Origin of the sequence: Streptomyces sp. NPDC020884 (assembly GCF_044333935.1) — a bacterium.
Taxonomy (GTDB): Bacteria; Actinomycetota; Actinomycetes; order Streptomycetales; family Streptomycetaceae; genus Streptomyces.
On record NZ_JBIRRY010000010.1, the window covers coordinates 180,421 to 206,021 of the forward strand.

The 25,601-nt window shown below is 69.5% G+C and carries 25 protein-coding genes; 5 read left to right on the forward strand and 20 right to left on the reverse strand.

Annotation, left to right across the window (positions count from 1 at the left end):
• Positions 1–438 precede the first annotated feature (438 nt).
• From ACH4UK_RS28605 to ACH4UK_RS28635, 7 genes are all read right to left on the reverse strand, one after another.
• Complete coding sequence (locus ACH4UK_RS28605; protein ID WP_331759266.1) at positions 439–837, reverse strand: hypothetical protein; 399 nt, start codon at positions 835–837, stop codon at positions 439–441.
• A 654-nt stretch (positions 838–1,491) separates the two neighbouring features.
• On the reverse strand, positions 1,492–2,010 hold the full coding sequence (locus tag ACH4UK_RS28610) for a hypothetical protein (protein WP_331759265.1): 519 nt from the start codon (positions 2,008–2,010) through the stop codon (positions 1,492–1,494).
• Between the two features lie 525 nt (positions 2,011–2,535).
• Positions 2,536–2,778 carry a hypothetical protein gene (locus ACH4UK_RS28615; RefSeq protein ID WP_331759264.1) on the reverse strand — a complete coding sequence of 81 codons (243 nt, stop codon included), beginning with the start codon at positions 2,776–2,778 and terminating at the stop codon, positions 2,536–2,538.
• A gap of 185 nt (positions 2,779–2,963) precedes the next feature.
• Positions 2,964–3,785, reverse strand: coding sequence for a hypothetical protein (locus tag ACH4UK_RS28620; RefSeq protein WP_331759263.1), 822 nt, complete (start codon positions 3,783–3,785; stop codon positions 2,964–2,966).
• 167 nt (positions 3,786–3,952) lie between these two features.
• Positions 3,953–4,531, reverse strand: a complete 579-nt coding sequence (locus tag ACH4UK_RS28625) for a hypothetical protein (protein ID WP_398360861.1) — start codon at positions 4,529–4,531, stop codon at positions 3,953–3,955.
• A gap of 385 nt (positions 4,532–4,916) precedes the next feature.
• Positions 4,917–5,438, reverse strand: coding sequence for a hypothetical protein (locus tag ACH4UK_RS28630; RefSeq protein ID WP_398360863.1), 522 nt, complete (start codon positions 5,436–5,438; stop codon positions 4,917–4,919).
• A 407-nt stretch (positions 5,439–5,845) separates the two neighbouring features.
• On the reverse strand, positions 5,846–11,164 hold the full coding sequence (locus ACH4UK_RS28635) for a hypothetical protein (RefSeq protein ID WP_398360865.1): 5,319 nt from the start codon (positions 11,162–11,164) through the stop codon (positions 5,846–5,848).
• Between the two features lie 935 nt (positions 11,165–12,099).
• Between ACH4UK_RS28635 and mihF the strand changes: the two genes are divergently transcribed.
• The 3 genes from mihF to ACH4UK_RS28650 all read left to right on the forward strand — a co-directional run bounded on the left by mihF (position 12,100) and on the right by ACH4UK_RS28650 (position 12,965).
• Positions 12,100–12,414 (forward strand): integration host factor, actinobacterial type, encoded by a 315-nt coding sequence (gene mihF / locus ACH4UK_RS28640; protein ID WP_398360866.1) that lies wholly within the window; start codon positions 12,100–12,102, stop codon positions 12,412–12,414.
• 81 nt (positions 12,415–12,495) lie between these two features.
• The gene (locus ACH4UK_RS28645; protein ID WP_331759257.1) at positions 12,496–12,636 is read left to right on the forward strand and encodes a hypothetical protein; all 141 of its coding nucleotides are present in this window, start codon (positions 12,496–12,498) and stop codon (positions 12,634–12,636) included.
• Positions 12,621–12,965: a hypothetical protein gene (locus ACH4UK_RS28650; RefSeq protein ID WP_331759255.1), complete on the forward strand. Its 345-nt coding sequence runs from the start codon at positions 12,621–12,623 to the stop codon at positions 12,963–12,965. Before ACH4UK_RS28645 ends, ACH4UK_RS28650 begins: the two co-directional genes overlap by 16 nt.
• Before the next feature lie 69 nt (positions 12,966–13,034).
• Here the strand turns inward: ACH4UK_RS28650 and ACH4UK_RS28655 are convergent, their stop codons facing one another.
• The 9 genes from ACH4UK_RS28655 to ACH4UK_RS28695 form a co-directional block, all read right to left on the reverse strand.
• Positions 13,035–13,505, reverse strand: coding sequence for a hypothetical protein (locus ACH4UK_RS28655; protein WP_331759254.1), 471 nt, complete (start codon positions 13,503–13,505; stop codon positions 13,035–13,037).
• Positions 13,506–13,592: 87 nt separating this feature from the next.
• Positions 13,593–13,964: a hypothetical protein gene (locus ACH4UK_RS28660; protein WP_398360869.1), complete on the reverse strand. Its 372-nt coding sequence runs from the start codon at positions 13,962–13,964 to the stop codon at positions 13,593–13,595.
• 428 nt (positions 13,965–14,392) lie between these two features.
• The gene (locus tag ACH4UK_RS28665) at positions 14,393–15,910 is read right to left on the reverse strand and encodes a hypothetical protein (protein ID WP_398360870.1); all 1,518 of its coding nucleotides are present in this window, start codon (positions 15,908–15,910) and stop codon (positions 14,393–14,395) included.
• 381 nt (positions 15,911–16,291) lie between these two features.
• Entirely contained in the window at positions 16,292–16,993 is a 702-nt protein-coding gene (locus tag ACH4UK_RS28670; protein WP_398360872.1) for a hypothetical protein, read from the reverse strand.
• 228 nt (positions 16,994–17,221) lie between these two features.
• Positions 17,222–17,839, reverse strand: coding sequence for a hypothetical protein (locus ACH4UK_RS28675; RefSeq protein WP_398360873.1), 618 nt, complete (start codon positions 17,837–17,839; stop codon positions 17,222–17,224).
• A gap of 189 nt (positions 17,840–18,028) precedes the next feature.
• On the reverse strand, positions 18,029–18,448 hold the full coding sequence (locus tag ACH4UK_RS28680) for a hypothetical protein (RefSeq protein WP_398360875.1): 420 nt from the start codon (positions 18,446–18,448) through the stop codon (positions 18,029–18,031).
• Between the two features lie 162 nt (positions 18,449–18,610).
• On the reverse strand, positions 18,611–19,087 hold the full coding sequence (locus tag ACH4UK_RS28685) for a hypothetical protein (RefSeq protein WP_398360877.1): 477 nt from the start codon (positions 19,085–19,087) through the stop codon (positions 18,611–18,613).
• Positions 19,088–19,252: 165 nt separating this feature from the next.
• Complete coding sequence (locus tag ACH4UK_RS28690; RefSeq protein ID WP_398360878.1) at positions 19,253–19,609, reverse strand: hypothetical protein; 357 nt, start codon at positions 19,607–19,609, stop codon at positions 19,253–19,255.
• A 561-nt stretch (positions 19,610–20,170) separates the two neighbouring features.
• Positions 20,171–20,587 (reverse strand): DUF4262 domain-containing protein, encoded by a 417-nt coding sequence (locus ACH4UK_RS28695; RefSeq protein ID WP_398360880.1) that lies wholly within the window; start codon positions 20,585–20,587, stop codon positions 20,171–20,173.
• 683 nt (positions 20,588–21,270) lie between these two features.
• Here ACH4UK_RS28695 and ACH4UK_RS28700 point away from each other — a divergent pair.
• On the forward strand, positions 21,271–22,113 hold the full coding sequence (locus ACH4UK_RS28700) for a hypothetical protein (protein ID WP_398360882.1): 843 nt from the start codon (positions 21,271–21,273) through the stop codon (positions 22,111–22,113).
• Between the two features lie 82 nt (positions 22,114–22,195).
• Here ACH4UK_RS28700 and ACH4UK_RS28705 read toward each other — a convergent pair whose 3' ends face one another.
• Positions 22,196–22,861 (reverse strand): hypothetical protein, encoded by a 666-nt coding sequence (locus ACH4UK_RS28705; protein ID WP_398360884.1) that lies wholly within the window; start codon positions 22,859–22,861, stop codon positions 22,196–22,198.
• Between the two features lie 386 nt (positions 22,862–23,247).
• Between ACH4UK_RS28705 and ACH4UK_RS28710 the strand changes: the two genes are divergently transcribed.
• A complete protein-coding gene (locus tag ACH4UK_RS28710; protein ID WP_398360885.1) occupies positions 23,248–24,255 on the forward strand; it encodes a hypothetical protein in 1,008 nt (335 codons plus the stop codon).
• Between the two features lie 85 nt (positions 24,256–24,340).
• Here ACH4UK_RS28710 and ACH4UK_RS28715 read toward each other — a convergent pair whose 3' ends face one another.
• The 3 genes from ACH4UK_RS28715 to ACH4UK_RS28725 form a co-directional block, all read right to left on the reverse strand.
• Entirely contained in the window at positions 24,341–24,838 is a 498-nt protein-coding gene (locus ACH4UK_RS28715) for a hypothetical protein (protein WP_398360887.1), read from the reverse strand.
• Positions 24,839–25,121: 283 nt separating this feature from the next.
• Positions 25,122–25,316: a DUF397 domain-containing protein gene (locus tag ACH4UK_RS28720; RefSeq protein ID WP_398361216.1), complete on the reverse strand. Its 195-nt coding sequence runs from the start codon at positions 25,314–25,316 to the stop codon at positions 25,122–25,124.
• 47 nt (positions 25,317–25,363) lie between these two features.
• The gene (locus tag ACH4UK_RS28725) at positions 25,364–25,600 is read right to left on the reverse strand and encodes a DUF397 domain-containing protein (protein ID WP_398360889.1); all 237 of its coding nucleotides are present in this window, start codon (positions 25,598–25,600) and stop codon (positions 25,364–25,366) included.
• Position 25,601 lies beyond the last annotated feature (1 nt).

The window sequence follows — 25,601 nt, forward strand, 5'->3', positions numbered from 1 at the left end:
TCTCCGGGCAGCACAACCCGGGGTCGGTGGTACGAGATGAGCTTCCATCGCCTGGTCGCCGCAGTCGATCTGCGGCGAATTGTGGTCAAGCGCGGCCGGGGAATCCCCTGCCCGTAGGCTCCGTAGGGGCGGCTCTGGTCATACTCGTGGGCCCATCCGTACTCAACGCGGTTCCACCGGCAAAGTCTGTGCACCTTGCGGCGGTAGAAGTCCACTGTTCTTACGCTGGGCTGGGCGCCACGCTTCGCACCGCGCTTGCGCGTGCACGTGCGTCCGACGAACGCGGTGCGGGATGTGTAGTTGGCGACGATCCGCGTGTTTGGCTTGTGCTGCATCCTTGCTCCTTTCGGAGGCGCCGCGGGGACCCCGGACCTTTGAGTCTCTGAAGCCTGGCTGCAGCACTGAGAAGGTGTGCTGCAGCCAGGAACAGGCCCGTCGTCACACCTGGGGAGCAAGGGAGAACCACTGGGTGCCGGTGCCGGTGACGATCTCCGTGGCGGCCTGGTGCTGGGGGAGCCCGGAATTGGCGTGGCTGTGCGGTGCGTGGAAGTGAACCTTCCGGACGGTGGTGAGGCTGCCGTCGACCACGATGAGGTCGCCGGGCTGGAGATCCGCGTCGGAGGCCGACTTAGCGATCTTGGCCAGCTCGGCCTTAGTGCGGTGGGCGAGGACCCACTCGATCAGGTCGTCGAAGACGGAGTCGATGGCACTGCGCTCGGGGTGGTGGCGGTCGTAGTAGTGCTTGTCGGCGTCGTACACAGTGGAGTCGCGTGCCTCGTCGAGCTTCTTCACGAGCTGGCTGATGTTGACGGGGCTGCCGGGCGTGGGCCGGTTCATGGGGGCGAGCTCCTACGGTGTGGGCCGGGAAGCACTGGCTGCTTCCTTCGCGGTGGTCGCAGTGAACCGCTCCAAGCCGGTGAGCAGCGAGGATCCGCGAGTTCGTACCGATGGCGGCGGCCTACCGCATGCGGTATCTGCCGAACTGCCAGGACAGAAACCGGATGAGCCGCTGGTCCAAAACAGGCCCCCGGTCCGAGCTGTGTCGACTGCTTGGCCCGCCCGCGCCGACCTTGCCACCGATGTGCGGCTGTGTGGCTCTCCCCGGCAGCGCTCACCTGTCTCGCCGTGGGCCTGCCGGGGATCCACTGGACCTTCAGGAACGGCGGTACTCGGTCACGAGCCCAGTCATGGCCTTGCCACGCAAGGCAACCTGCGGGCCGATCGTGACTTCCACGCGCCGTCGGGGACCCGATCGTTCACGCTCTCCCAGAAAAGGAGCCGCCAGTGCCCCTCCCCGCCCGGGCCAGGGCCAGATGAGGTCGGTATCGCGGCCGAGCCGAGCGTAGCGAGGGCTATCGGTGAGGTCCTCGCGTTGGTGATCGTAGAACGTCTCGATGGTGCCCAGCGCGGTGGTTTCGTTGGGGTGCTCACGCTGGGACAACGACCCGCGGCAACATCTCGGTCAGACGGCTGTGACAGAACGCCGAGCTGCTACAGGTCGCCGACGGCCTCCAGGTGGACGGGGCACGGCCCGTACACGCCGGGCCGGCCCGGAATCTCCGGGTGGACGTGCGGCTGGCCGGCCAAGCTGCATGCGGTCGTCGGGTCCTCGTCGCAGCTCACGACACACCGGCACGTCGAGTCGCGAGTGATCCACTCGACCAGCGCGGCCCGGTACTGCTGCTCCGCCAGGGCCGCCACCTCTCCCAGGGCACGGATGGCAGGTGCATGCAGGCCGATCGCCTCGGCGACCCACGGCACAGCAGCGACCTCCTCGGGCTTCCGGCGGTGCTGCGCACCCTCCACGGTTTCCACGAGCCATTCCAGCGGCATGGGGCGCTGGTCCTGGTCAGGGGCGGGCTCGATGATGCTCCGGATCGTTGCGATGGCGTCGACCAGGTTCTGCATCGCCGACATGGGCGCACCGTCCTCGGCGTAAGTCTCAGCGACGTTCACCAGTTCGCGGACGTTATCGAACTGCTCGGCGAGCTTGCTGGGTACTGCGGACACGGGGTCCTCCCTATTGGGGTGAGGGGCTGTACGGGCAGGGGCACTGAAGCAGGGTGTGGCCGGCTGCGATGTGTTCTGGCGAATCCGCTGCAGCAGCGTGCCCGCGTGCGTTGGCTGCCACAGGACGTGCCAGCGGCTCAAGAGCTGCGATGGCCGAGCACATTGGTCTCGGTGAGGAGCGGGTGCCCACTGAGGGCGGCGCGGTGGGTTCCGGCTCGATGCGCATCGCCGTCCGGCTTTCCACGGCGGTCTCCAGGTCGACCAGCGCACGGACGCGGTCGGCCTCTCCCGCTGGCAGCAGCACAAGCGCTTCGTGGACAGCCCGCCGGGCTTCGGCCACAAGGAGACCGGCGGCAGGGCCGGCAGGTACGCGACGGGAACAGCCGCGTGGTTCTCAGCCGTTGACGCCAGCGGAGACTCCCTGGGTGCCGTAGGAGCGGTTGACGCCGTGCTGCACGGTGTAGCAGGTGCACGTGCAGCCCTTGCTGCCGGACTGCGGCTACTCGGAATCAGGCATGGGAGCTCCTAGAAGGGCCAGTGACGGTCGATGCCCCAGCCGGCCGGCCCGTGGGCCTGGGCGCTGGGGTTGGTGAGGTGGCGGGCACGTCGGGCCTGGATGCGCTGGTACTGGGCGCAGTCGTCGGTGCCGCAGTCGCTGCACAGCGCGTAGCCCTCGTCCTCGGGATCGCCTGCGGTGCCGGAATAGCGGGTGATCGCGTGGTAGCGGACCGGGGGTGCGTTGAGGCGCGCAGCGCGGCGTGACCGCATTCGGGTCTTGATCTGTTCCTGAGTAGGAGGCGTCCATCGGTGCCAGTGGTGGCCCGCAGGCCACCGCTGGAAGTGCCCGTGCCGAGGGAGACCGCACCAGCGGCATCCGGAGGGCCAGAGCGGGTGCGGTCCGCTGGGCTGTGGGCACAGAGGGCAGCGCACGCCGTCGGCCCCGTCACGGGGGCTCATCCGGCGATTTCCTGGTTCTGCGGGTCGGTAATCGGGGAGAGGAGGGCGCGCATCTCGCGCACGTACCTAATGCGGTGCTCGTTCCAACCGTGCCGTGCTGCGACCTCCTTGAGCGTGTCGTCGTCCCAGCCGATGAGGACGGCCCACGGGAAGGCGTCGTGCCGGTCAGCGGCCCAGACACGGGTGTCGTCGACGCCCGCTCGCATCATGTTGCAGACGGCGTTGACGGCCCGTGCGACACCGCCGAGGGTGTTCCGGTGCCAGTCCCAGGCCTTGTACATGGCCTGCGCCGCCTCGCGAGTCTCGGTTCGGTCGTGCTCGGTGTCCTCCAGGACCTCATAAAGCTCCGCCAGGCTGGCCTCCGTGTGCTCGTCCAGCGACAGCCGACCGGGCGTTTCAGCGAGCGTCACAGGCACAGCAAGCTCCCCGGCTGCGAGCAGGAGGTGTTCCTCCCACAGCGGCCGCAGGAGGCCCCCGTAGGTCTGAGAGCGGGACATCCAGCCGCAGGCGCAGGCGACCATCCAGCGGCCGTTGGGTACGTCGATGGTGCGGGGAAGGTGTTCGGTAACGATGGTGGCGTGGTCGGGGCAGATGGACCCGGGTGAGGGACCGCGGGTGACCTGGCGCCAGCCGGCACCGGACCAGGAGGGACGGGCTGGTTCCCGCCCGTCCATGCGGGCCGCCATGTCGAACTCTCGAAGGCATCCCGGGTAGAGGCACTGGCGGAGAGACGGCTGGTTGCGGAACGCCGTGGCCTCGGCGATGAGATCTGCCAGCTGCTCCTCAGTGAGCGTGGCCAGAGTCGGCTGGTCGGTCACGGGTTGTTCCTCTCAGAGTGTGCGGGTGACGTGATCAGCTAACTGGGAGCTGGGGATGCAGGCAGTCGTGCGGCGAATTTCCGTGCTGCCGCCACGGTTCTGCGCCCCCCGGCCGGGAGGCGCAGAACCGTGGCGTTATCGCGGTGATCGTCTGCTCCGGCGGGCCCTCACAGGCGCTCCGTCAGCGGTGGCATCTCCAGCGGGAAGACGCCCGTCCCCTGCCCTATCAGCCACAGGGCGGGGGCCAGAGTGCGGCCCGAGGCGATCCGGGAGATGTGGTTCTGGGCACGGTGGGTCTTCGGAACTCCTGCCGTGCGGGTGACGGCCAGGACCGTGCCGTCGGCCAGCATCGCCGTCAGACTGCGCTGCTGCCTGGCCCCGGGAGTGTCCTCGGTATCGACGCCTTCGATGACTTCACCTTGGTCGAGTGCCCACCGCTCGGCGAGGGCGAGCAGTCCTACGACCGCGCCCATCGAATCGGCCCGGGAGTCGGGACCCAGACCTGCGGAGTCGTCGAGCAGCGCCTGCCCGTACTCCTCCATGCGGCCCGGAAAGCCCGGGCCTCCGTCATGAGCCCAATCAGGGACGTCCATCTCCTCAACCGCGACGGCCTGGCTACCGGGCTGCGGGCCGATCATCTCCGGGTGCGGGAGGCGGATCTGCATCCAGGTGACAGGCAGGCTGCCCCAGGCGATGGACTCGTGAAAGTTGTGTTCGAGCACGACTAGGGCGTTTCCGATGGTCACGCGGGCGTCCTGACTCAGCAGTTGGCGGGCGTGGCTTCCGGTATTGATCAGGCGTGGCACGACAGTTGGTCCTCTCACAAGGTGCTTCAGGGTGTTGGAGAAAGTGCCGCCCACAGCGGGGGAGCGACAGAGGGACGAGCTTGGAAGGCGCCTGCGTGAGCCTGGCGCTGGAGGGGCGACGGGCTGGACTGTGCCGTGGTGCGCCGCTGGACGCTCGTGCCCGCGAATCCTGTAAGACGGAACGCAGTTGAAAGGAGTTCTACCTCCGCGGGCTACGCCCGGGGAGTCTGAGGGCGCAGGACAGGACGAAGGGCGGTGCCCGGCCCCTGCCCCCCCTCGCAGCGGGCGGCACCGCTCGCTCCCGCGGTCTGAGACCGGTGCCCGGCTACGCTCCCACCACCGGGCCCGGAGCCACTTGGGCGCTGACCTGCTGCGCCTCCTCACGGCCGGCGCGGTAGAGCGGAATCAGAGGCTCAGGAAACGTCCCGGAGGCATCGTCCTGGCGGAACTCGACCGCACCCTGGGCGAATGTGTGCTGCCCCTCCGTGGCAGGCACCTCGTCGCTCCACTGATCCCACTGCCACAGCCCTCCGATCAGGTAACGGCCGGCGGCGTCGGGCCGGATCACCTGGGTGCCGCCGGTTCCGTCGTGGTCGGCAGTCCACGTGAACTTGAGAGCGCCGCCCTCCTTGTCGAACTCTCCGCGCATTCCGCACCTGTCGCGGTGCAGGTCCGCCACGATCAGCTCGGCGGTCCTGCGGGTGAACAGGCGGGCGTCGTACGGGCCAGGAAGTGCTGAGACCGGCTGCGCGACGTACGGGCCGTAAGCGCTCGCCTCGACCGTGAGGAGTTCGACATCCGGCGCCAGGCCGTCAGCAGCGCCGGGGCGCATGGGTACAGCGGTCATGAGGGGCTCCTTGGCGTAGAGGGGATTGACTGCTGGTGCGAAGGCAACAACAGGCCGTGCGGTGCGGCACTCAACGGCGAATCTGGAGCAGGTGACGGAGGGCGATTACCTGCGGCCACCGTCTCGAGTCGGTGGCCGCAGGCCATGCGCGCGAGCAGGGCGACCCCAAGAGCGGACAGCGTCGTGGCCCTGAAGCCGCTCGCATCGCCGGCCCGCTTTCGGGCCATCGACGGCCTGCCTGGCCGCCCCGTGAACGCCGTGGTCGCGCTGCGCGACGTGCAGCAGAATCGTGGGCCGCGGCAGGCGGCCGTCGATGCGTCATCGCGTCATCGTGTTGCCGCTGGGGTCCCTGTCGGCGCGACGCGGGCTGCTTCGGCTGAGGGCCCAGGGATGATCAAGCCGTGGCTTCAGGGCCCGCCGCCCTGAGCGCTGGCGGCTTCTTCGGCCCCGCGCTCCCGTTCGGTCGACGGCTCCGGTCCCGGGACCGCCAGGGCGCCCGGATACTGCTCGCGGAGGTAGGCAAGCAGGAATGGCAGCCACCCGCCTCGGCTCCGCTTGATCCCGCAGAGGTGACCTACGGTTGCCCCGAATACGGCGGCGGAGACGACGGGGGCCACGATGTCCGCGAACTGCTGACAGATGCTCGTCCGTGAACCCTCGGCGAGTGCGGCGTAGTCCCGGGGGAGGGTGACCAGAGCGGCCACCTGCTCAAGGGTGAACCGGCCGCCCTTCTGCCCGACATCCACTGACCTGATACGCGAGGTGACACCCGGGATCACGCGGCCCATGACGAACGCGTTGCCCCCGCTCGTCTTGCGCGCGCCCCGGGTAATCACCTCCAGATCAGCGGGAAGTCCTGTCGCCTGGTCTGCGGTGATCGTGATCTCAGGTGCTACCGGTCCGGAGCTGTACCGGCCGAACGTCGCCATCATGAACGCCCGGCGGCGCGTCGATGGCGACCCGTACGCGGCGGCGTCGATCTCTTCCCACGTCACCGAAACCGCCGCACCGAGTGCATTCTCCCCGGCGCAGTACAACTCATCCTTGATCACGTCACGGATCTCTTGGGGCAGCTGGTTGGACTGCTCGAAGAGGATCGTGTGCAGCGGTGCCCCACTGCGTTGCAAAGCAAGCGCCCAGATCATCGGTTCGAGCATGAGGCCAGCTGTCTCCGCGCCGGGCAGGTCAGCGACGAGTGCGCGTATCTCCTCCCAGGTGTTTCCCGAGCGCGGGCCGAAGTGGTCGTTCACGTCCGGCCCGCACTCACACTCGTCGTCGGTGTAGCACGCGCAGTCCGACGTGTCCTGGACGTAGTTCCCGGCGGCCGCCCCAGCCTGCTCGATGGCGTCCGCCAGGACGGCGACGTTCTCGGGCAGCCGCCCGGCCCTCTTCCCGGCGTTGGTGAAGTCGACACACGGCGAGGACCCGATCAGGATCTGCGTGTGTCGGAACACCGGGTGCTCCGGGTCGATGCTGCGGACGTCCACGCAGATGGCGTGGCAACCGGCTCGCGTGGCCGTGGCCGTGGCGTCGCGGCTGACATCGATGCACAGCATGTCGACCTTGGCCCCGAGGATGCGGCGGATCCCGACGCACCAGCCCCCGCAGCCACCGAACAGGTTCACAGCTCTGGGTGCGTCGCCCTCGGCGGGGGCGAACAACCATCGCACCGGGCCTGGCCCGGCGAGCCTCACCAGGTCGGCGGTGTGCTCCTCGGACGGGTGCGCGGCGACGAAGTCGGCGTACGTCCAGCCGTCCAGGTCGTCGTACGTGAGCGGAGTCCGGCCTGAGGCGGCGAAGGTGTCCGGCACGCGCACCGGGCTCGGCTCCTGAACCTGCGGTGCGCCGCCGCTGCCGCCTGCCGCCGGGCTCTTTGGCCCAGCAGCGGTCGGGACGTCAGCGTCATCGGGCTGTGGGGGCTGGGTCTGGGTGGGATACACCCGGCCGTCGGCGCTGCGGTGGAGGGTTCCGGCCTCGATCAGCGGCAGCACCCGGGAGACGTTGACCTTGCGGCCTGCGTGGCGGAAGCCGTCACCGTTCTGCCACAGCAGCCCCGCCCCGGCCCACTCGATCACTTCGGCCTCCGTGCCCGGCTTGGCGGTCGGTACGAACTCGCGCGAAGCCCACAGCTCCGCCGTCTCCGGCCCTTGTTCGGCCTGATCGAGCAGTGCGAGCGTCGCCGTGCCCGCCTTGATGGCGGCGGCCAGGTCGAGCTGGTACACCCCGTACCGCTCACTTACCGTCGTGCACAGCCCATGCCAGGTCTCGGCTGTGGCATCGGTGAGGTTCGCGGCGGCCGCCGACAGGGCATCGGCAGCCGCTGGCGTGATCGGCTTCTCGACGCCGTTGACGTTGTAGGTACGCGTCACACCCCGGTCGCCCTTGCCCGTGCCCCCATCAAGACGCGCCGAGGTGGCCCCGGGACGGTGACGGGTGACCACGTGGCCGATGTACGCGGCCGACAGCGTCGCGGTCGCCCCCGCGTCCAAGCCGTCAGCGTTCAGCGCTTCCAGCACGGCCAGCTCGTCGACCGTGGGGGTGGCGGCCCGCTCGGCCGCCGCCTTCTCCTCAGCGGCCCGCAGCGCTGCGGCCCGCTCGTTGGCGGCCTGCTCCGCCTCCGCTGAGGCCTGGGCCTTCTCCTGCTCCCCGGGCCAGGTTTCCCCGGCGGACAGCCACCGGTAGCGGGAGCTCTTCACGGATGCATGCCGGGTGTCTTTCTCCGGCTCCGTGACCGCGTTGATGCGCATCGCGTTCGACCACAGACGAAACGCGCGGGCTCCCTCGTCGGTGAGACCGAACGCGCGGGCCCCGGGGGCGATGGCGAACACCTTCACGAACCCGGCCGCCCACAGACGCGGAACCAGCGTCTTCCTGATCCTCTTGGAGACGTCGGCGCGGTCCGGGCTGACGTCGTAGGCGGTGAACCCGCCGGCGGTCTCGCGCACCTTGCCCTCACTGATCCACCCCAGCGCCCGCCACTGGTCGCGGGAGAGGTTCAGCGCCTGGGCGGCGTCGATGTCCTCCGGCGTCATCACGTCGGCGTCTTCCCGGGCGTGCGCGTCCAGGTGCGCGCGGGCGGCGTCGGCCGCATCCTGCTCGGTGTCGTAGACGTAGGCAGCGGCGATGTCGGCGACCGCCTCACCGAACTTGTTCAGCCCCATGGAGACGGGGCCATGCCGGTCGCACTCGGCCACCCACTGGGAGCCGATCAGGTCGAGGGCGACTGCCCGCGCGGGGGCGGGGGTGCAGTACGCCTTCCCGGCCTTGGGCAGGCCGTCGCCCCTCTCCGCCCGGCCCTGGCCGGTCTCATTGGGCGTCGCGACGGCGGCACCGGGCGGCGTCCACTCGGGAATCGTCTCGCCGCGCTCCATGGCGTTGGCGTGGGCGCGGACGATGTCCCGGACGCTGGCCGCGTACGGAGCGTCGTTGAACAGCGAACAGACTCCGATGCGCGTGCCCTCCGGCGCGATGACCAACCAGGGCCAGTCTCCGTCACCCTCCTTCGACACCACGTAGACCGCTCCGTGAACCACCGCTTCCCAGGCACTCGGGCTGACCCGCGTCACCGTGACGCGACGCCTGTCCGTGCCCATGACGATCTCCTGTGGACCGTGCTCCGACATGACGAGACCGTCATCGCGGCGGTCATCCTGCTCTCCACGCCTCTCCTCGGACTCCCGGTTGATTCGGGCCCACTCGGCCGTCCGCTCCTGCTCGGCCTGCGCATCCTCCTTCGCCTGCTCTGCAGCAAGTCGCTCCCGTGCGGCCTGAATCTCCTTGGCCCACTGCTCGACCTGGCGCCTGTACGCGGCGCGGCGGCGCTTGTCCTCCGCCCCGTAGGGCAGAGGAGCCAGGGTCCGGGCTCTGTCTCGCGCCGTCTGCTTGCTAGTCCGGCCAGTGTGGTGAACACGTACCCGCGCCCAGTACGCGGCCCGCTGATCCACGTGCAGCAGATCGGGCGCGGCGGAGCACCATCGGTGCGCGGTGACGCCATCGACGGTGACCGTGACAGGCCCGCGCCGGCCGGAACGGGGGACCGCGATGTAGCCGCCGGACGCCAGCAGTTCGACCAGAGCGGCCCGAACCCGGCGGCCCTGGCCCTCGCGGCGGCGGACGATCCCGGACGTGTCCGCGTGCAGGTCGCCCGCGTACGCGGCAGCGAGCACGTCGGCCAGACCTGTGCACCAGCCCATACGGGGCAGTTCGGTTCGGGCCTCGCGTTCATCGAGCCACCGGTCCGTACCGTTCTCCACCCGTGTATCGGCTGTCTCGGGTGCAGTGGAGACGGCCTCTCCGATGGCACCGCCCCCCTTCGACACTGGGCTGTCGGCACGACCAGTCGGGGCGGCAGCGCACGAAGACTGCTTCGTGGAATCCGGCTCTGGGACGTAGGTCGCGGGACGTGCGCTCGTCCCGGTGGCCGCAAAGGGGCCGGACTCGTCGGCCTTCTCTGCAGCCGAGGCGGCGTTGGAAGCGTTGAGCCGGGCAAATAGAGCGGCTCTGCTCGCCCGAACCGAGGCAACCAGTGCGGTCCGGTCGGCGCGAGACTCAGTGACGGTCCGAGCAGCCTCATCCTGCGCCTTCTTGCTGCCGCCCTGCGCGCGTACAGCAGCCCGGGCTTCTCGCCTCGCGCGGTCGTCTCCGTCATCCGCGCCCTGGGCAATCAGCGACTCGGCCAGAGCCTTGGACGGCCACGGACCCCGCTCGCCGCTTTCCAACGCTTCCGTGAGGAGTCGCCCGCACACTTCGGCAGCCCGGTCACCCCACTGCCTCCAGTGAAGGGTGCACGTCTTGGGATCGCCCTTGGCCAAGGCCTCGGCGAGGTCGACCACATCGCGCCCGGTGGACCGGTCGCCACCGTGGGCTTCGTCCAGCATTCGACGGGAAAGGCAACGGGCGCAGGCAACGAACCGGCCGAGCTCACCGACCTGGTCGTCGATGACGGCTACCCAGTAGCGGTCACCGGAACGTTTCGCGCTGCACTTACCGACGTACGGGGCGGACATCGCGCAGAAGGCGTCGGCGTCGGCTGCCCGGTCTTCGCCCGGGCACACGGAGATGACCCGGAGACGAGAGCTCGGCAACTTCGACAGGGCGTAGTTCCACACCATCCACTCGGCTACGTACCGCCTGTTGTCAGGTCCCCTACGCGCCCAGTCCTCACCTGTGTGGCCCTCGTGGCCGTCGGCGGAGGTCAGGTGTTCGAAACCCCAACGGCACTCGGCGATCAAGCCCACGGCACCGAAGCGGCGGATCAGGAACACACCGGGCTCAAGCTCCACCCGGTCCGGCGTGCACCCGAACGCCGGAGCCTGTGCCGTGTGCTGCCCGTACTTCGCCCACAGGGCGGCGAACCGGGTACGGGTGGCGGAGTCGGTACGGATCCGGGCGAGCACCTTGGTAAGGGAGCGGTCCTCAATGTTGGAGGCCCACCAGTACGTACCCTCAGCGTCGTGTCCCGCCTCCCACTGAGGCTCCTGCGGACGCCGGAACGCTGTGGGCCGGATCCGGAAGGCGTGCCCGCTTGCTGTCGTGAGCACCCAACCGGCGACGGGCTCCGGCCTGTCCAGGAAGGACACGGCGGCGATTGACTCGCCGTCACGCAGAGCGGCCTCAAGCTGGGTTGTTGCCTCGGGCACCGTCTTCGGTTTACCGGCAGTGCCGTCCGGTTCAGCGGACGCAGCCTGCGTCTCTCGTGCGCTTGGTGTGCTCGGTGTGGTGCTCATGAGTGCCTTCGTGGACCGGGAGCGACCGGGCGGTTGCGCGGCCGGGGCCACTGAAGCCCAGGACGCCCGGGCCGCTCCCGTTCTCGCGAATCTTCACGCCGGTACAGGAAGACATGACCGGTGGCAGCGCCAGCCTGTACTGCAGCCGGCACCTGAGCACGCCAGTGCCTGATAGCGGTGCGGAGTAAAGGCAGGCGCGCTCTTCGGTACGGCTCACCGGTGAAACACCTCACGAGCCCAGGCCCGGAGTGTCGCCTGGAACGGTGAGGGGCGGATCCCGCGCCACAGCCCCCAGCACGTACGGCCGATACGACGCTTCACACTCGCTCGAGCCCGCGCGGACCAGCGGATCCCCAGCAGAGTCTCGATGCGGACGCCTGCCTCCTCGGCGATGCACGCCAGGTCGGTGGAAGAGAGGACGCGAGAGCCGGCACAGGTGGCTGGCAGCTTCTCGTAGGTCAAGGGGCGGCCCTGCGCGGCCCTTTCATGGGCCAGTTCGCGGTACGGCCTGCGGTCGTCAGTTTCGTGTTCATACGGGCCAGAGGAGCAGCAAGAGCTCCCCGCCAGCGCTCATCGGCGAGTTCACAGCCGAGCAGGTACTTCTGCGCGACGGCTGACTTCAGCGTGCGGGTGCCGGGGTGCCGTACGGGCTGTGGACAGCGCAAGACCATAGGAGCAGGGCCACGAGCGAGAGGCCGACGGGCCCGACCCGCCTTCCCTCTGTCACAGAACTGCGAAACTCAAACAGATGGCCCCGACACCGCACTTCACCCGGGGACCGCCCCTGCCCGGATGTGCGAACACGTGCTCAAGACCTAGACCGCGCAGGGCGAACCGGACACCCCACCAGGGGCGAATCCGTACACCTGCTGGTCACCGGCCCGACGGCGGGGTGATGATGGCCGCCGCAACGCCGTACGAAAAGAGGTCTACCGATGGCTCTGCCCGCACTGACTGCCGAGGCCCGCGCCGAAGCGCTGAAGAAGGCCGCCGCCGTCCGCAAGGAGCGCGGCGATATCCTCGCCCAGCTCAAGGGCGGCAAGGTCGCCTTGGAGGACGTGCTCGCCCGTGAGGACGCGGTGGTCGGCAAGGTGTTCGTCCGCCGGCTGCTGGAGTCGCTGCCCGGCATCGGCAAGGTCCGTGCCACCCAGCTCCTGGACGACCTCGACATCTCCGAGAGCCGCCGTGTCCAGGGCCTCGGGCCCCGGCAGAAGGAACGCCTGCTCGAACTCTTCGCGCCAGCGGCCTGACCAGCGGCGCCCTGTGGGCTCGGACCCGGATCCGACAGGGTGGGGGCGATCCGCCGCGACGATCAACGGGAGGGAACGACGATGGCGCACGAATACCGCACCTACCACGGCACCCAGGGAGCCGGATTCGACGAGGACGAGTGGCAGCCCGCCCGGCTCCTGGTCGAGAAGCCTGAACCCGCCCCACCGAGCGCCAGAACGTCACCGTGCTGCGCGAGCTGAAGGCGAAGGACGAGGACGAGGACGAGCTCGGCGGGTACGGGTGGGGCTGCAACGGGGACGGCACCAGCCGGGCCGCGGCCGTCGCGGACGCCCTCGACCTCGGCACGCCGGAGAAGGCCGGCCTGTCCACGAGCGAGTGGCCGCAGGACGACACCCTCGTGGCTCTGCGCGAGGACTTCTGCGGCGACTTCCTCGGCCAGTTCGCCGGCGAGTGGCGCCTGGGCCGCGCCGCCGTCCTGCGCTTGGCCCACGGCTGGTACCTCCAGCGCGGCATCGCGGAACTGCCCGAAGCCCTCCGCGAGCTGCCGCCGCTCGTCGACCTCGACTGAGGCGAGACACACCGCGGGCCCCGATGATCAGCACCTTCGCCGGGGCCCGCGCCGTGTGCGCTCGACGCGCTACGTCACCAGGCCGTGCTCGGAGACGGCCGCCAGGAACTCCTTCGTCTGCACCACCGGCGTCCCGCGCAACGGCGGGCTCGACGCCGGCGCCGATCCGTCCAAGGCCGAGTACCTCGCGGACACACGGTCGACAGCGGCCCGCATCTGCCGCTGCCGGTGTTCCTCCACGACCTTCGCGTACGGCTCCGGAATCTCGCGTTTGTCGTGGATGCCGATGAGCGTCGTCGTGTCCTCCCGGCCCCCGCCGAACCCGTACGTGGCGAACGTCCAGCCGAGCTCGCGCGCCGCCTTGCGCAGCGCGGCCCGGATCAGGTCAAGGCCGCCCAACTGAGCGGCCGTCTCGCTCGGCACGTGCACCTGGAACGTCCCGCCGTACCCGCCGGCGCCTTCGGGCCCGCTGCGTTCCAGAAGCGGCACCAATACCTTCGCCAGCGCCACACACTGCTCGTCCTTCGCGTACGACACCATGACGGCAAACCTACCGGGCAACGAACGGCCCGGTTGTCCAAGATCAACGGCTTAGCGCTAGCCGCTGCACCGATGTTCCAACCGCCGCTACCCGGCGGCTGCGGCGCAATCCGCCGCAACGTCTGAACTTCCGCTGCCGAGCTGTTCCGTGATGGCCTCTTCGTGGTCCGTGCCCTGAGCAACAGCCAGGGCGATCGGGCCTGTACCTGCGGCGTAGCGGCTGATGAAGATCTGGTATTGCAGAGTGTTCTCAACCATGTTGGCGTCCATGAATGCCTGTAGCAGCTTCTTGTCATCCTGATCGAGCGGTGTCTTGTCCTCCCGCCACTTGAGCGCCAGGGCCGCAAGCACGTCACCTGTGCAGGCCCGCGCTGGCGAGCCGACCGCAGCCGCCGACGGGCCCCCCGTCTTGGTCGCGCTGCTGGACTGGCCGCTGGAGCATCCAGCCAAGATCAGCATCGTACCCATCGTGAATACCAGTGTTCTTCGCACGTTCCCCCCTCAGTAGCCCCAGACGGAGCATCAGGCACATCATGCCGAACGGTGCGATCCACCTTCGACAACTCGGCGTCGAGGGCACTCTCGCCCTCGAACGCTGGCGGGTACTCGACGGCGGCCAGACCCTCGTGAAGGCGCTCGCGCCTCAGAGACCGGCGTGACCCGGAGCCGATGCGTCGCTGGCGATCACACAAGGTCACTCTCTGGTTGGACTCTTTGGAGAACTGGCGACAGCTGAATACGCGAGCCCACCAGTACCAAGGCCGTTTCCCGAACACGGCCCGCGCACTGGTGCGCCCGCTCCGCGTCACCGGAGCGCAGATCTACCGCCGTGTACGCGAACCCGGGGTGCCATCAGCCGCTCGCAACCGCCGCTCACGCGGCTCCCGTCAGGGCGGACATCGCCCGGTCCGCCCGCGCCCCGCGCTCCCGGTGCGGGCGGCTTCCGCCCGGGCGTTCTCCCGCTCGACGGCGTAGTGGACGTCCCAGTGCAAGGCGTGTTCGAAGTCCTGGACGCCCTTGTACGCGGCTACTGCGGTCTGCAGAGCGGCCCAAGCGGCGGGGGCGTGTTCGGCAAGCCTGACCGGCTCCCCGAAGCTGTTGTGCGGGTACCTCGCCCAGCTAGCCAGGTGCCTGCGCTCATTGCCGACCCCGAGGCCCTGAGAGTTCTTCCGTACGGCGGCCGCCGCCTGCCGCAGCCTCTCCGCGCCGCGTCCCTCAATCCGGTCGACCACGGCCAGGGCGAAGGCCACGGCGGCGTCATCGGCCCGGTCACCGGCGATCAGGGCGGCATATGTGTACCGCGCCGGGTAGTACACCGACCGGCTTGATCGCGTGGCCTTTCCCCAGGCGTCGTACTGCGCCACGAACGAAAGCGCCGCATCCCCCTGCCCGGCGTGCTGGACGCCGTCGTAGTCGGTGTAGCCGTCGAACCATTCACACCAGCGGCGCGTGGATTCCTCGAACATCGAGATCAGGCCGGCGTAGTCGCGCGCCGACGGCTCGCGGCCTGCGTCGGCCAGCCGCTTGCGCCACTGGGCCTCCTGGGCGACCAGCCGCTCCTGTGCCTCCTCGATGACCGGAGCGGCGAGCGCCTCCCGCTCCGCGCGCGCGGCAGCGTCCGTGATCGACTCCACGGCTTCCTTGACGTGCTGCCCGGCCAGCACGATCGCCCGTCGCCACGACGCGCACCCTCGCGCGCTGTCGCCGTTGGTCTCGGCCAGCCACGTCCGAGCCGCCTTCACGGCGTCGGTGGCCGACCGCTCCGCCGTCTTGGCTTCCCCGTAGGCAGCGGAGGCCAGCTCGACCGCCCGCGCGCCCGTGGGCGTGGAACCGTCGAGGGCGTCGAACGCGTCCCGAGCGTCGCTCAGGACGGCGCTCACCTTGGCTACGGCGCCGTCCATCTGTTCGACCCATTCCGTGGCGTCGCGCCCCCAAACCGTCCGGCCTGTGGCCTCCTGTTCACGCGAAACGACGCGTACAGCCTCGATGGACTCGCGCACGGCCTTGAACCCGCCGGTCGAGGCGGACGCCACGAACTTGCCCGTCGCCTCGTTCCACGCGCACACGTGCTCGGTCTCCTCCACCCCGGCGCGCACCATCACGAGCCCGGAGGCCACCAGGGCGCGCACCCACAGGCGGCCGGTCCAGCGGCGCTCCGCGCGCACGTCCCAGCCCAGCGCCTCGGCCTCCGTCACCAGGGTGGCTGCGTTCCTCGGCAGACCCGCCAGCGCAACTGCCGCTGCCCGGGCCCCGACGGCGGCGGCGCACTGGCCGCAAATGTCCCGGATACGCCCGCCCTTGCACGCCGGGCAGGACGTCTCCTTGTCCACGGTGTCGTTGCCGGGCTCGGTCAGGGGGGTCTGGGGTCCGCTGTGACTGGCGGGGGCGTGGGGCGGGGTACTCATCAGTGCCTTCCTCCGGAGGATGGGGGGAGCTGGCCAGCGGCTGCGCGGCCGGGACTACTGAAGCCGGAGACATCCACTGAAGTCGTGGCCGCGCGAATCCCGGCCTTGGCGACCTGCCGTGCGCAACGCCTGGTGGGGCGCTGCTGTCTACCTCCAGCTCCTCTTCTGGACAGGGAGGAGGAGAAGCGGAGAAGCGCGGTCGGCACCCGACCTGTCTGACGCAGGTGCGGCCCAGCGGACAGCGGGGTTGGTTTCAGCACAGCAGGCGGCGGACGGGCGCACGGCGGTGCCCGTCCGGAGGGCGAACGGCAGCACTGGCCCGCTGTCCAACGTTCTCTGACCCGGCCTTTGACCGGGCCAGAGAACGTGCGGCGGGCTACGTCATCGGCGCTGGGCGGCCTGAGCGATGGTCTGCGCTTGTGCCAGCAACGGCTGGCAGTCCGCGCCGCCGGTCGCGATCGTGATGGGCACCCCGGCGTCCCTGGTCAGGTCCCATCCGCTGAGGATGAGGCGGAGAGTGAGGCAGGGATCAGGGACGTGATCGTCGAAGTACATTCCTGTACGTGGAGGGCACACCTGGAGTCTCAGCTGCGGCAGCTTCTGCCCGGCCCGCTCCGCAGCACGGAGGGCGTCCCCAAGGAAGTTGAGGGATCTGGCCAGAGCTGCGACTTCGTAGGTGGGATCGGGCGAGACCCGCCAGGCGATGTCGAAGGCCTCCACAACACGTCCCTTCTTCACGACGTCGTACCGGCTGGGGCATTGGTCGTAGAGCCACACCCGCGCCCGCGAGGCGAGGGCGCCACGCACCCACTTGCTCATCGCGGTCCGCGCGTGGCCTTGATCGTCGTGGGTGCGCTGGCCCTGCATCCACCAGCGCAGAGCGCCGACGGCGCCGTCCTCAGCCAAGGCCTGCTCCAGCTGCTGGTGGAGGAGACGTTCGTGTACCAGCCGGGCTTCCTGCTCGTAGCGGGCTTCCAGTTCGCGGGTTTCGGTCACCCGCTGGCGGGCGGCCTCGAGTTCGTGTTCGAGCTGCTGGGCGTCGAGGCCCGCGAGGGCTTCTTCGGTCAGTGGGCCGGTGATCATGGTCGTCCTTCGGAGAGTGCCTGGGTGCGCTGAGCGGTGGGGGAGAACTGTCGTACAGGGGCGCTCGTGGGCTTGAGCGGCCGCGAGTTCGGGCGTTGGCGGGGAGGGGGCCTTGCGTCTACGGCCGGCTGCGGGCAGCGTTCGGGCCGAGCGCGGATGCTGACATCGCGGTGCCCGGCCAGCTCGAGTTCTCGGCCTGGTGGTGGAGCACGAGCGGAGACCCCGCAATCAGCGAGGTCGGTGCTTGTAAATGAGGTGCAGGTCCCAGGCACCGCGGTGTTCGTACACCGTCATGTGCTGGCAGGCCGGACACCGGAACGCGACGTAGCGGCCAAGGGGTTCGCCGCCGCGCCCGGAGGCGGTCAGCCCGGGCCCGGGGTCCTCGCATTTCGCGCACGCAGTCGAGTAGTGCGACATGACGAGCTGCGGCTGCCAGTCGCTCCACAGGAGTGGTCGGTCCCGGTGTTCGCGCGGCAGCGCAGGGGTCCGACGCCGGGCGGGCTCAATCGGCTCGGTGTCGGGCAGTTCCTGGGCGACGGCCTGCTGCGGAGCTGGGTCGCCCCGCCACACCCGCAGGCACGCCCGGCATGTCTTCGGCCGGTTCCAGGGGCCGTCGTACGCGCGGACCGCCGGGGCCTGTTCCGGATCGGTGCAGCACAGCAGGGGGATGGTGAACACCGGCAGCGGGGGAGGTGTGGTGCCGGGAGCAAGGAGGTGCAGAACGCCAGCGGGTGTGCGGACCATGACGGCCGCGAGCGACGAGGGGCCCGCGGCTGCGGGTGTGGCGGTTCCAGGCTGTGGGAGTGCGGCCGCTTCGGTGGGAGCGGCCGCACGGGGCTGTTCCACGAGGTGCTCCGGGGGTGACGGGTGGGGGGCCGGTCGCGCCCCGCGGGGCGAAGCGCTTCTAGTCAGCACACTCTGGGCAGCCGACCGGACAAGGACCTGCATGAGGTGGCGGATGCCATCGCGCGGTGGCAGGCGTATCAGGTTGGTCAACGGAGAACGCGCACGCTGGGCCCTCCTGCGGAAAGCCGTTCACCAGCCGTTCCCGGTGTGGCGTTCAAGGATGGCCGCCAGGTCGCGGTGCCATCGGTGGTACATGGCCATGCGGTGCTCATGTACGAGCCGGGTCACCTCTGACGCGTCCTGACCGAGGATGAACGGCGCCTTGGTGTTGAGCAGCTTCCGCAGGGCGGGTTCGGGGGAGCTGGGCACACTCAGAGGCTGGTCGGTGTGAGATAGAGCCGAGACGCCGATCCAGGAGCGTGCGCGGGCCCACAACTGGTGCAGAGCCTGCGCCCGTACGAAGGTCTCCAGCTGCAGGCCGGGAACGGGGGATTCGGATTCAGCGGTCTTGACCAGGAGAGCGATGGCGCCATGGTGGGCCTTGCGGGCCACTCGCGTCTCCTCCAGAACGGAGGCCACGATCAGATCGTTCGTTGTCGGCCGGGGCATCGTATGTCTCTTTTCTGTGAGGTCGTGCCTGGGAGCCGCTGGTCCAGGGCTTCCGGCCTGGATGCGCAGAGGGAAGGTGATCCGTGGCGAAGGCCGATCGGGCAGCCTGGAGGGGCCGGAAGGGAGCGCCTCGCTCGTGCGGCTCGTCGAGTCAGAGCTTGCTCACGGCTGTGACTGCTCGACGGCTTGCACCGACCACGTCAGCAGGTATGCCCGGAACACGATGCCCTCGTACCTGCTGCGGTCCTCTTCCGTGGCCCATCGGGCGCGCTGGATGGCCTCGGCCGCATCGGGAAACGCCGACAGCCGGTTGTGGCCCCCGTCGCGGTGCGCGTCGAAGTCGATCCTGCTCCATCTCCTGTTCCACGCGGGGGTGCTGGAGACGAAGGCGTAGTCCGTCCCGTGGGGTGCGGGGGTGCTGGCGGAAGCTAGGACGCAAGAGCGCGTGACCTGATACAGCGTCGGCCCAGCCCACGGACCGGGCCCAGCCGCTTCGGCTTCCTCACACCTGGTGAAGGCATGGGGCCCGAACATCTGGCTGATGTCGCTGTCGTCGGATTCCGCCAGGAGGAGCTTCCCCCACGCCATGGAAGGGCTGTCGGCCCAGACGAACCTGGTCCTGCATTCGCTCTGGCTCATGGGTGCGTCCTTACTCCGGCAGTGGGATGTACACGCCCCTCAAGAGCCGCCGCCCCGTCCGCCGACGGCGGTGGTGCTCCCGGGGCAGGGAGAACACCACCGCCATTGCCTTGTCGCCGAGCGTGTTCGCGCGAGGGAAGCGGGCGACTGAGCGCAGGTAAAGCTTCACGCCTCAGGAACGAGGGCGAAGTACTGGCTGCCCTGGCTGGTGATGATCTCGGTTACGGGCCGATGCTGCGGGATCCCGGATCCGGGATGCCTGTAAGGGCTGTGGAACTTCGTGCCACGGACGGTGAACGGGCGGCCGTCGAGAAGGATGATGTCGCCCGCCTTGAGGTCGGGGTCGGTGGGCTTCTTGGCGAGCCGCGCCAGTTCCTCCTCGGACTGGTGGGAGCGGACGTAGTCGACCAGACCGTTGATGGTCTCGTAGAGATCTTCCCCGCCGTCGACCGCATCGAATGCGGCTTCGAGCTTCTCGATCAACGTCGTGGGGTCCAGACGGGTCGTCCCGTTGCGGGGCATGGTGTTCGCTCCTTCATCCAGGGCAGAGGCGGTAGCCCTGCCGGGAGGCTTGAGTGAACGGGATCCCTCAGGCGACGGCGATATCTCGCGAATCCATGAGCGCAGGGCCCGGCCGCGCGCTCCGGGCCCGCCCGTCACTGACGGGCAGCGGGGCAGGCTCGCTCGGACAATTCGGCTCCGGAGTCCTCTTCCGGCACGCTGGCCCAGATGACCTCCTCGTGAGCATGCCCGGGCACGCAATCCGGGACCGGCTCGCCCGGCGCGAGGTCGAAATAGGGCTGGCCTTGCCCCGGGGAGCATGGGCTCACCAGGGCCTTCCGGCAGTGCGCGCAGAAAGGCAGCTCGACGTAGGCGCCGAGGTCGGTCCGGTCCACCGAGGCGGGCATGGCCGGGGCGCAGTCGTCGGGAGTACGAAGGGGATCGCTAGACGTGGGCACAGGAGGTCCTTTCGCTGAGAAGTGGTGTGGTGAGCCGGAGCGCATGCGCGGCGGGCTCAGCCGAGGGGCCGTCGCGAGGACTCCGGAAGCCGGGCCGGGCCGCGAAGTGCGCTCCCGGCCCACGTCACAGGAGCGGCTGAATGAACCCCTGCCGGTAGGAAGGGGCATCAGGGTAGGCACCGTCCCGGTCCGGGAGGAGCACTTGCCAGACCGTAGGTGCTCCTCCCGGACCGGTGATGCGGCTCGCATCGACGACCCGGCGGAATCGAACGGGGACCTGGTCCAGCAGGCTCAGCGCCATGTCTTCGGCCGGGGCGAGGCCGTCACGAATCAAGGCCTCGACGGTGCCGTTCAGAACCACCCCGGAGGTCCGCGAATCCTGTCCCGTTACGGCGAGTTCATGGTCACGCCCGGGATGGAGGCAGAGCCCGACCGTGTAGGCGAGGTGGTTCCTTTCGGGGTCAGGTCGGTGCACAACGGCGTAACCGGACCGCGAAATGATCTTTGAGATTGCAGCCTCTGGACTGTCTGGAACGTGCACAGGGGGTTCTCCTTCAAGGGGGTTGTGGTAGCGCACCACGGCGGCACGCTCAGGGGAGAGAGTGGCGTCATGGTGCGTCATGGGGGCGCACACCGCGACGACTCGCGAAAACGCGCAACCCCCAGGAAGACACCAGAGGAAGGGCGCAGAGCAGCGCACGCTGCCGGCCCCTCCCGCTGTCGCTGTAGCCCGCCGTGTCCGGTTTCCGGCCGATCCTCAGGACCGGCACCACGCCCGCCTCTGCCGCGAGGACACTGGGCCTGCCGAAGAGCTTCAGGGGGGCCGATGGGTTACACCGCTATGCATCCGGCCTGGGGTCGGATGGACGCGTCGCTGAACGACCTCGGGTGCGGCCGCACCTGGGCGGAGATCCACCGGGTCAAGGGACTGCAGCTGGAGTGTCCGGAGTGCGGCGGAAGGGTTTTCGCCCGGGTCTCCCGGCACGGGGTGCGCCACCTACCACCAAGTACGGCCACCGGACTGCGAGCTGGCCGACGAATCCCCAGAGCGTCACTATCTGAAATTGGCGCTAGCCCTGGCTGCCCGAGCTGCCGGGAGGCGGGCCGAGCTGGAGGTCAGCAGCGACGCAGGGGACTGGCGGCCGACGTCCTGGTCTTCGACGACCAGGGCCGGCTCTTCATGGCGCTGGAGGGCTGTTGCCGATGTCGCCCGCCGAGGCGCGCATGCGCACCGACCGATACGCGCGCGACGGGGTGGCGGTGCGCTGGGTCGGCCTGCAGGACCGCCCTTGGGCGCGTGCCGTGCACTCCCTCAGGGTCACCGCCCCCGCCGGGAAGAGCGAGGCCTGGACGGTACGGCACGGGCTGGCCCGCTACAGCTGGACGCCCCGCACACTGAAGGCGAAAGCCGAGTGGGAGCACATAACCTGCCCGCTCGGGGACGCCCTCGCATGGATTCTCCGAGGAGCGGTACGCGTCCACACGGCGGTGAACGGGACGGTGTGGTGGACGGCCCCCGCGTACGAGTCCCAGGCACTGAAACGCGCCCGGTTGGAGGCTGATGCAGAGGCGGCCGGACAGGAGGCCGACGCGGAGCGCCGCCGTGAGCGGAGCGCGGCCACCGACCGTCGCCGGCGGGCCGCCGAGCAGCGAGCGCAGGACCGCCAGGCCGATCTTGAGGAACGGCAGGCCGAGATGCAGCGGCTGGCAGGATTCCTCCACCGCAACGGCTTCGACCTGACGGCCTGGGACTCCTTCACCCGACTGGTCCGCTCCGCTTCCGGCAAGGCGATCGCGTACGGGGATCTGAGCCCCCGCTACGGCAACGGCCTGCTGGTCCATGCACGGACGCAGGGGAGCGCGCAGGGTTACACACTGGCGGCCGTGGTCTGTCCTGATCCGCTCGCGCTCACGCAGTGGCCGGAGAAGCTCGACGTCCTCGTTCCCGACCACGCCTGGCTCGCCCGGATCCGGGCGAGCCGCGAGGGCGCCGTTGCGGGGCGCGGTCCTGGATCCCCGTACCGGGCGCATCACCTTCGCACGGATCCGGCCAGCGCCGGATCATGAACCGCCCCGCCCCGGGTGAGCCCGTCTCTCGCGCCAGCACGGCCCGGTCCTTGACGCGTGAGGCGCGTTCACAGTGGCTGTGTCAGCGGCGGGCTTCCGCGGCGGCCTTGCGCTTGGCCTCTACCTCGGGCGGGAGGGGGAGGACCGGTACGGCGCGCGGGTTGGTGGGCCCCTCGTTGCGTACGCCGTCGGGCCCGGCGACGGTCGACCAGCGGCTGATCTCCCGGACCTCGTGCCCGGTGACTTCCCACAGCGAGTGACCCGCCCTCATGGAGTCGGCATCACCCATGGCAAACCAGTTGGTTCGCATCCAGCCGCCGTAGAGGGCCAGCGCTGTTGACATCCACTGCACGGCGGCAGGGTCGACGTCGCAGGCCCAGCCGTCGCGGTGCGGATGCGTCCGGTACTCGAAGTAGCCCAGGCCCTCACGCCGGGCAAAGGCGGGCAGCGGTCCGGAAGCCGGCAGGCTGTCGCCCCCGTTGCTCGCAAGGTACATTTCGCGCGCCGCGCACCCGGGATCGTCGCAGGGCACCTCGGTGTCGGACAGCCGCAGCCACAGAGCGACCTGTACATCGTTCCCGTTGGCGGTGGGCAGCGACCATACCTCCTCTCGGCATTGCGACGCCGCATGATCGCGCAGCCGCCACTGCTCGGGGAGATCATGCGCTAGCCCGTGGAGGTAGTGGCCGACCAGTCGCCACGCCTCGGCGGCGGAGGGGCTGATGGCGTGGGCGGTCTCGGCGGTCATGCCCGGATTCTAGAGCCGTTAAGGTTGCCGTCTCCGCGGTTTCCGCTCAGCACGTACGGTTCGGGCCCGCAGCGCTCGGGGACGCGGGCGGGAGCGGCAGCCGCCGTGACGCTCCCGCCAGGATGCTCCGCGAGCGCGCCACCGGTGCCCACCCCGACACCGGCGACGTTCGCCCTGCGGCACGTGGCGTCTCGGAACTCGAACAGGCACGCGCCGGTGAGCCGTGCGGGCCACGCGAGAACTCCTGCTCTGGCACCTAGTGTTGTCCGAGGCGGCCAGGAACAGTCACGCCGTCGGCCGCCGACGTCCCGACGCCGCGTAGCCCTTTCGGTCTACGTTCGTCCGTTCCGGTGCCGCCGCTTCGGGACAGGATTTAACCTCAGCCCATGCAGACGCTGCCCTTGCCGGTCCCACCCGTCGTGGCCGCGTGCCCGGCCCAGCAGGAGATTGAGCAGCATCTCCTGGCCGCCCTATGGGAAGCGGGACCTGACATCTGTATGGACCCTGGTCCAGCCGGTGTCCGTCTGGGGCCAGTCTGTCTTCACTTGGATCTCCGACCGGATCCCACCCTGTTCTCCTTTCTCATGGCCATGCTGGTCCCGTATCTGGAGGTTCCGCCCCACGGCACCCCTGAACCGTTGGGGGCGGCTGGGCTCCGGCTGGCCGCCGTGGAGAACGATCGCTTCGTCCTGCGCCGATGGGACGGGCACGGATGCCTGGTCCTGCACACCGACGAACTCGGTACCGAGATGTGGGACCAGTGGGTGGTCGTCAGACCACGTGAGGCCGAGGAGAGCGGGCGTGGCTTCGAGCCACTATGGGACCGCGATGACCTTTGCGAACAGGAAGCCGAGGTGCTCCAGCTACCCCGTGCCTCCGAGACCGCCCGGCGCAGCAAGGTCCTGCGGCAGTACCTGCTGCGGGAACTGCCAGTTAATCCGGGGCTTGCCCACCGAACTCAGTGGGGCGTTCTCCAGACCGGGCGGACAAACCCCACGGCTGCCTCTACTCGTCCGTCCGAGGTGCGTGAGCTCTCCCCGCGAGACTTGGTCGCCTTGGAGGGGCCGGTATGCCCTTCCTCCATGGGTGACGCCTTGGCCCACCAGCTGATCGCGCACATACATGCCGGGCGGATCCGGGCCGGTGACGTGCTGATCGACCATGTAGCTCTCGTTACACAACTCGGCGGGAGAGCGGCCGCAGCCCGTTGGGCACAACTGGTCATCGAACACGTCGCCCGGCGGTACGGGCTGCTGCGGTATCGCAGGAGACGGCTCGGGGACCCCGTCGGCCGCCGTACCCAGGACTACGTCTGGTCGGTGAGCGAACATGCCGCGCTCATGAGCGGTGTCGCCTCCGTCGAGCTAGCCTCGTATGAAACCGCGGGCGCTTGAATCCTCCATCCCGCGGTATGTGACAAACGGCGCTGGGGCACATGGGCGCAGTGAGCTCCTTGGCACACCGAGGAGGCGTAGGAAGCTACGCCGGGATCGGTGGGCCTTCCAGCTTCCGGGGGCCGTGGGCGAGCCCGCGCGGCCGCCGCTCGTCCCGCTCGAGGGCTCGGCCGGGGCGCGGCAGGTCGAGCCCTGCCCACCACTGGCGCCCGCTCAGCGTGGTCTCGACACCCACGTCGCGGGGGCCGAGCGCGGCGAGGGCACGCATGTACTCGGCGTCCCGGAGGACCTGGTCGTCGTCGCCCGGCGGCATGTCCTGCCGGTGGCTGAGCGCCAGGAACATCACCTGGTTGCGGTCCTCGTCGTCGGCCAGGTGCAGCGAGACCCGCCGGCCGCCGTCCTGGTCCGCCGAGCGGAGCAGCAGTTCGACAACCTTCTGCGGCTGGTCGTCCTTCGGCCGGTAGCCCCACTGGTGCAAGGCCTTGGCGACCTCCTGGCCGATGCGGACGGCAGCGCCCCGGCTGGGTGTGACGGCCCAGTTCCGCACGTTGCGGCCGCGGATTCTGGCCGGGTTCGGCGTCAAGGTGCTCTGCTCCGGCCGGGGTACCTCAACCGGCTTCTTGGGAGGCGGCGGAGTCTTCGGCGGGTAATCGGGACGGTGTGGCGACACAGCAGCCTCCCGGCGGGAACGGAGGACCCCATCGTAGGGCGCGGGCACAAGGACGCGGGCGGCTTCGGGCCAACTCCGGCCGTGCCGCTCCGGCATCGTCCCGGGGCCCTGCGGGTAGTCTCGCTGGTGCACAGCAAAAGTCGGGCCCCCTCAACACATCTGAAGGGGCCCGACTGCCGTTTCGGCGCTGCCTCGGCTAGCTGGCGGCGTGCCTCACGAACGTGGACCATACGGCAGGGGAAACGCCGAACGGGGTGACCGTGAGGTCCTTGGAGTCACGGACGAAGACCGAGGTCGGCTGGATGGCGATTTCGACACAGCAGTTGCCGCTGCCCTCCGAATATGAGGACTTAATCCACGTTTTTCCGGGTGCAACAGCGAGCAAGGGCATCACAGATGTTGTCACGGACTTCCCTTCTGTCGGTCTTCCTCACGGGTTCAGGCGCGTGTAGCGGTCTGGAACTCTTCGTCGCGGAGACTCGTGACGAAGGTGCTCCATGAATCACACAGGAAGACGAGCGCGGGTCCCCGCTTGTCCTTGCTGTCGCGGACGCCGACCGTGGAGACCAGAGCTGCGGTCTCGACGCAGGCGTTCCCCTCCGCCCCGCTGTACGACGACTTCGTCCATGCGCTCTCAGGCGCGAAGGCGAGTGCGGGTGTGCCGGTGGTGGTCACG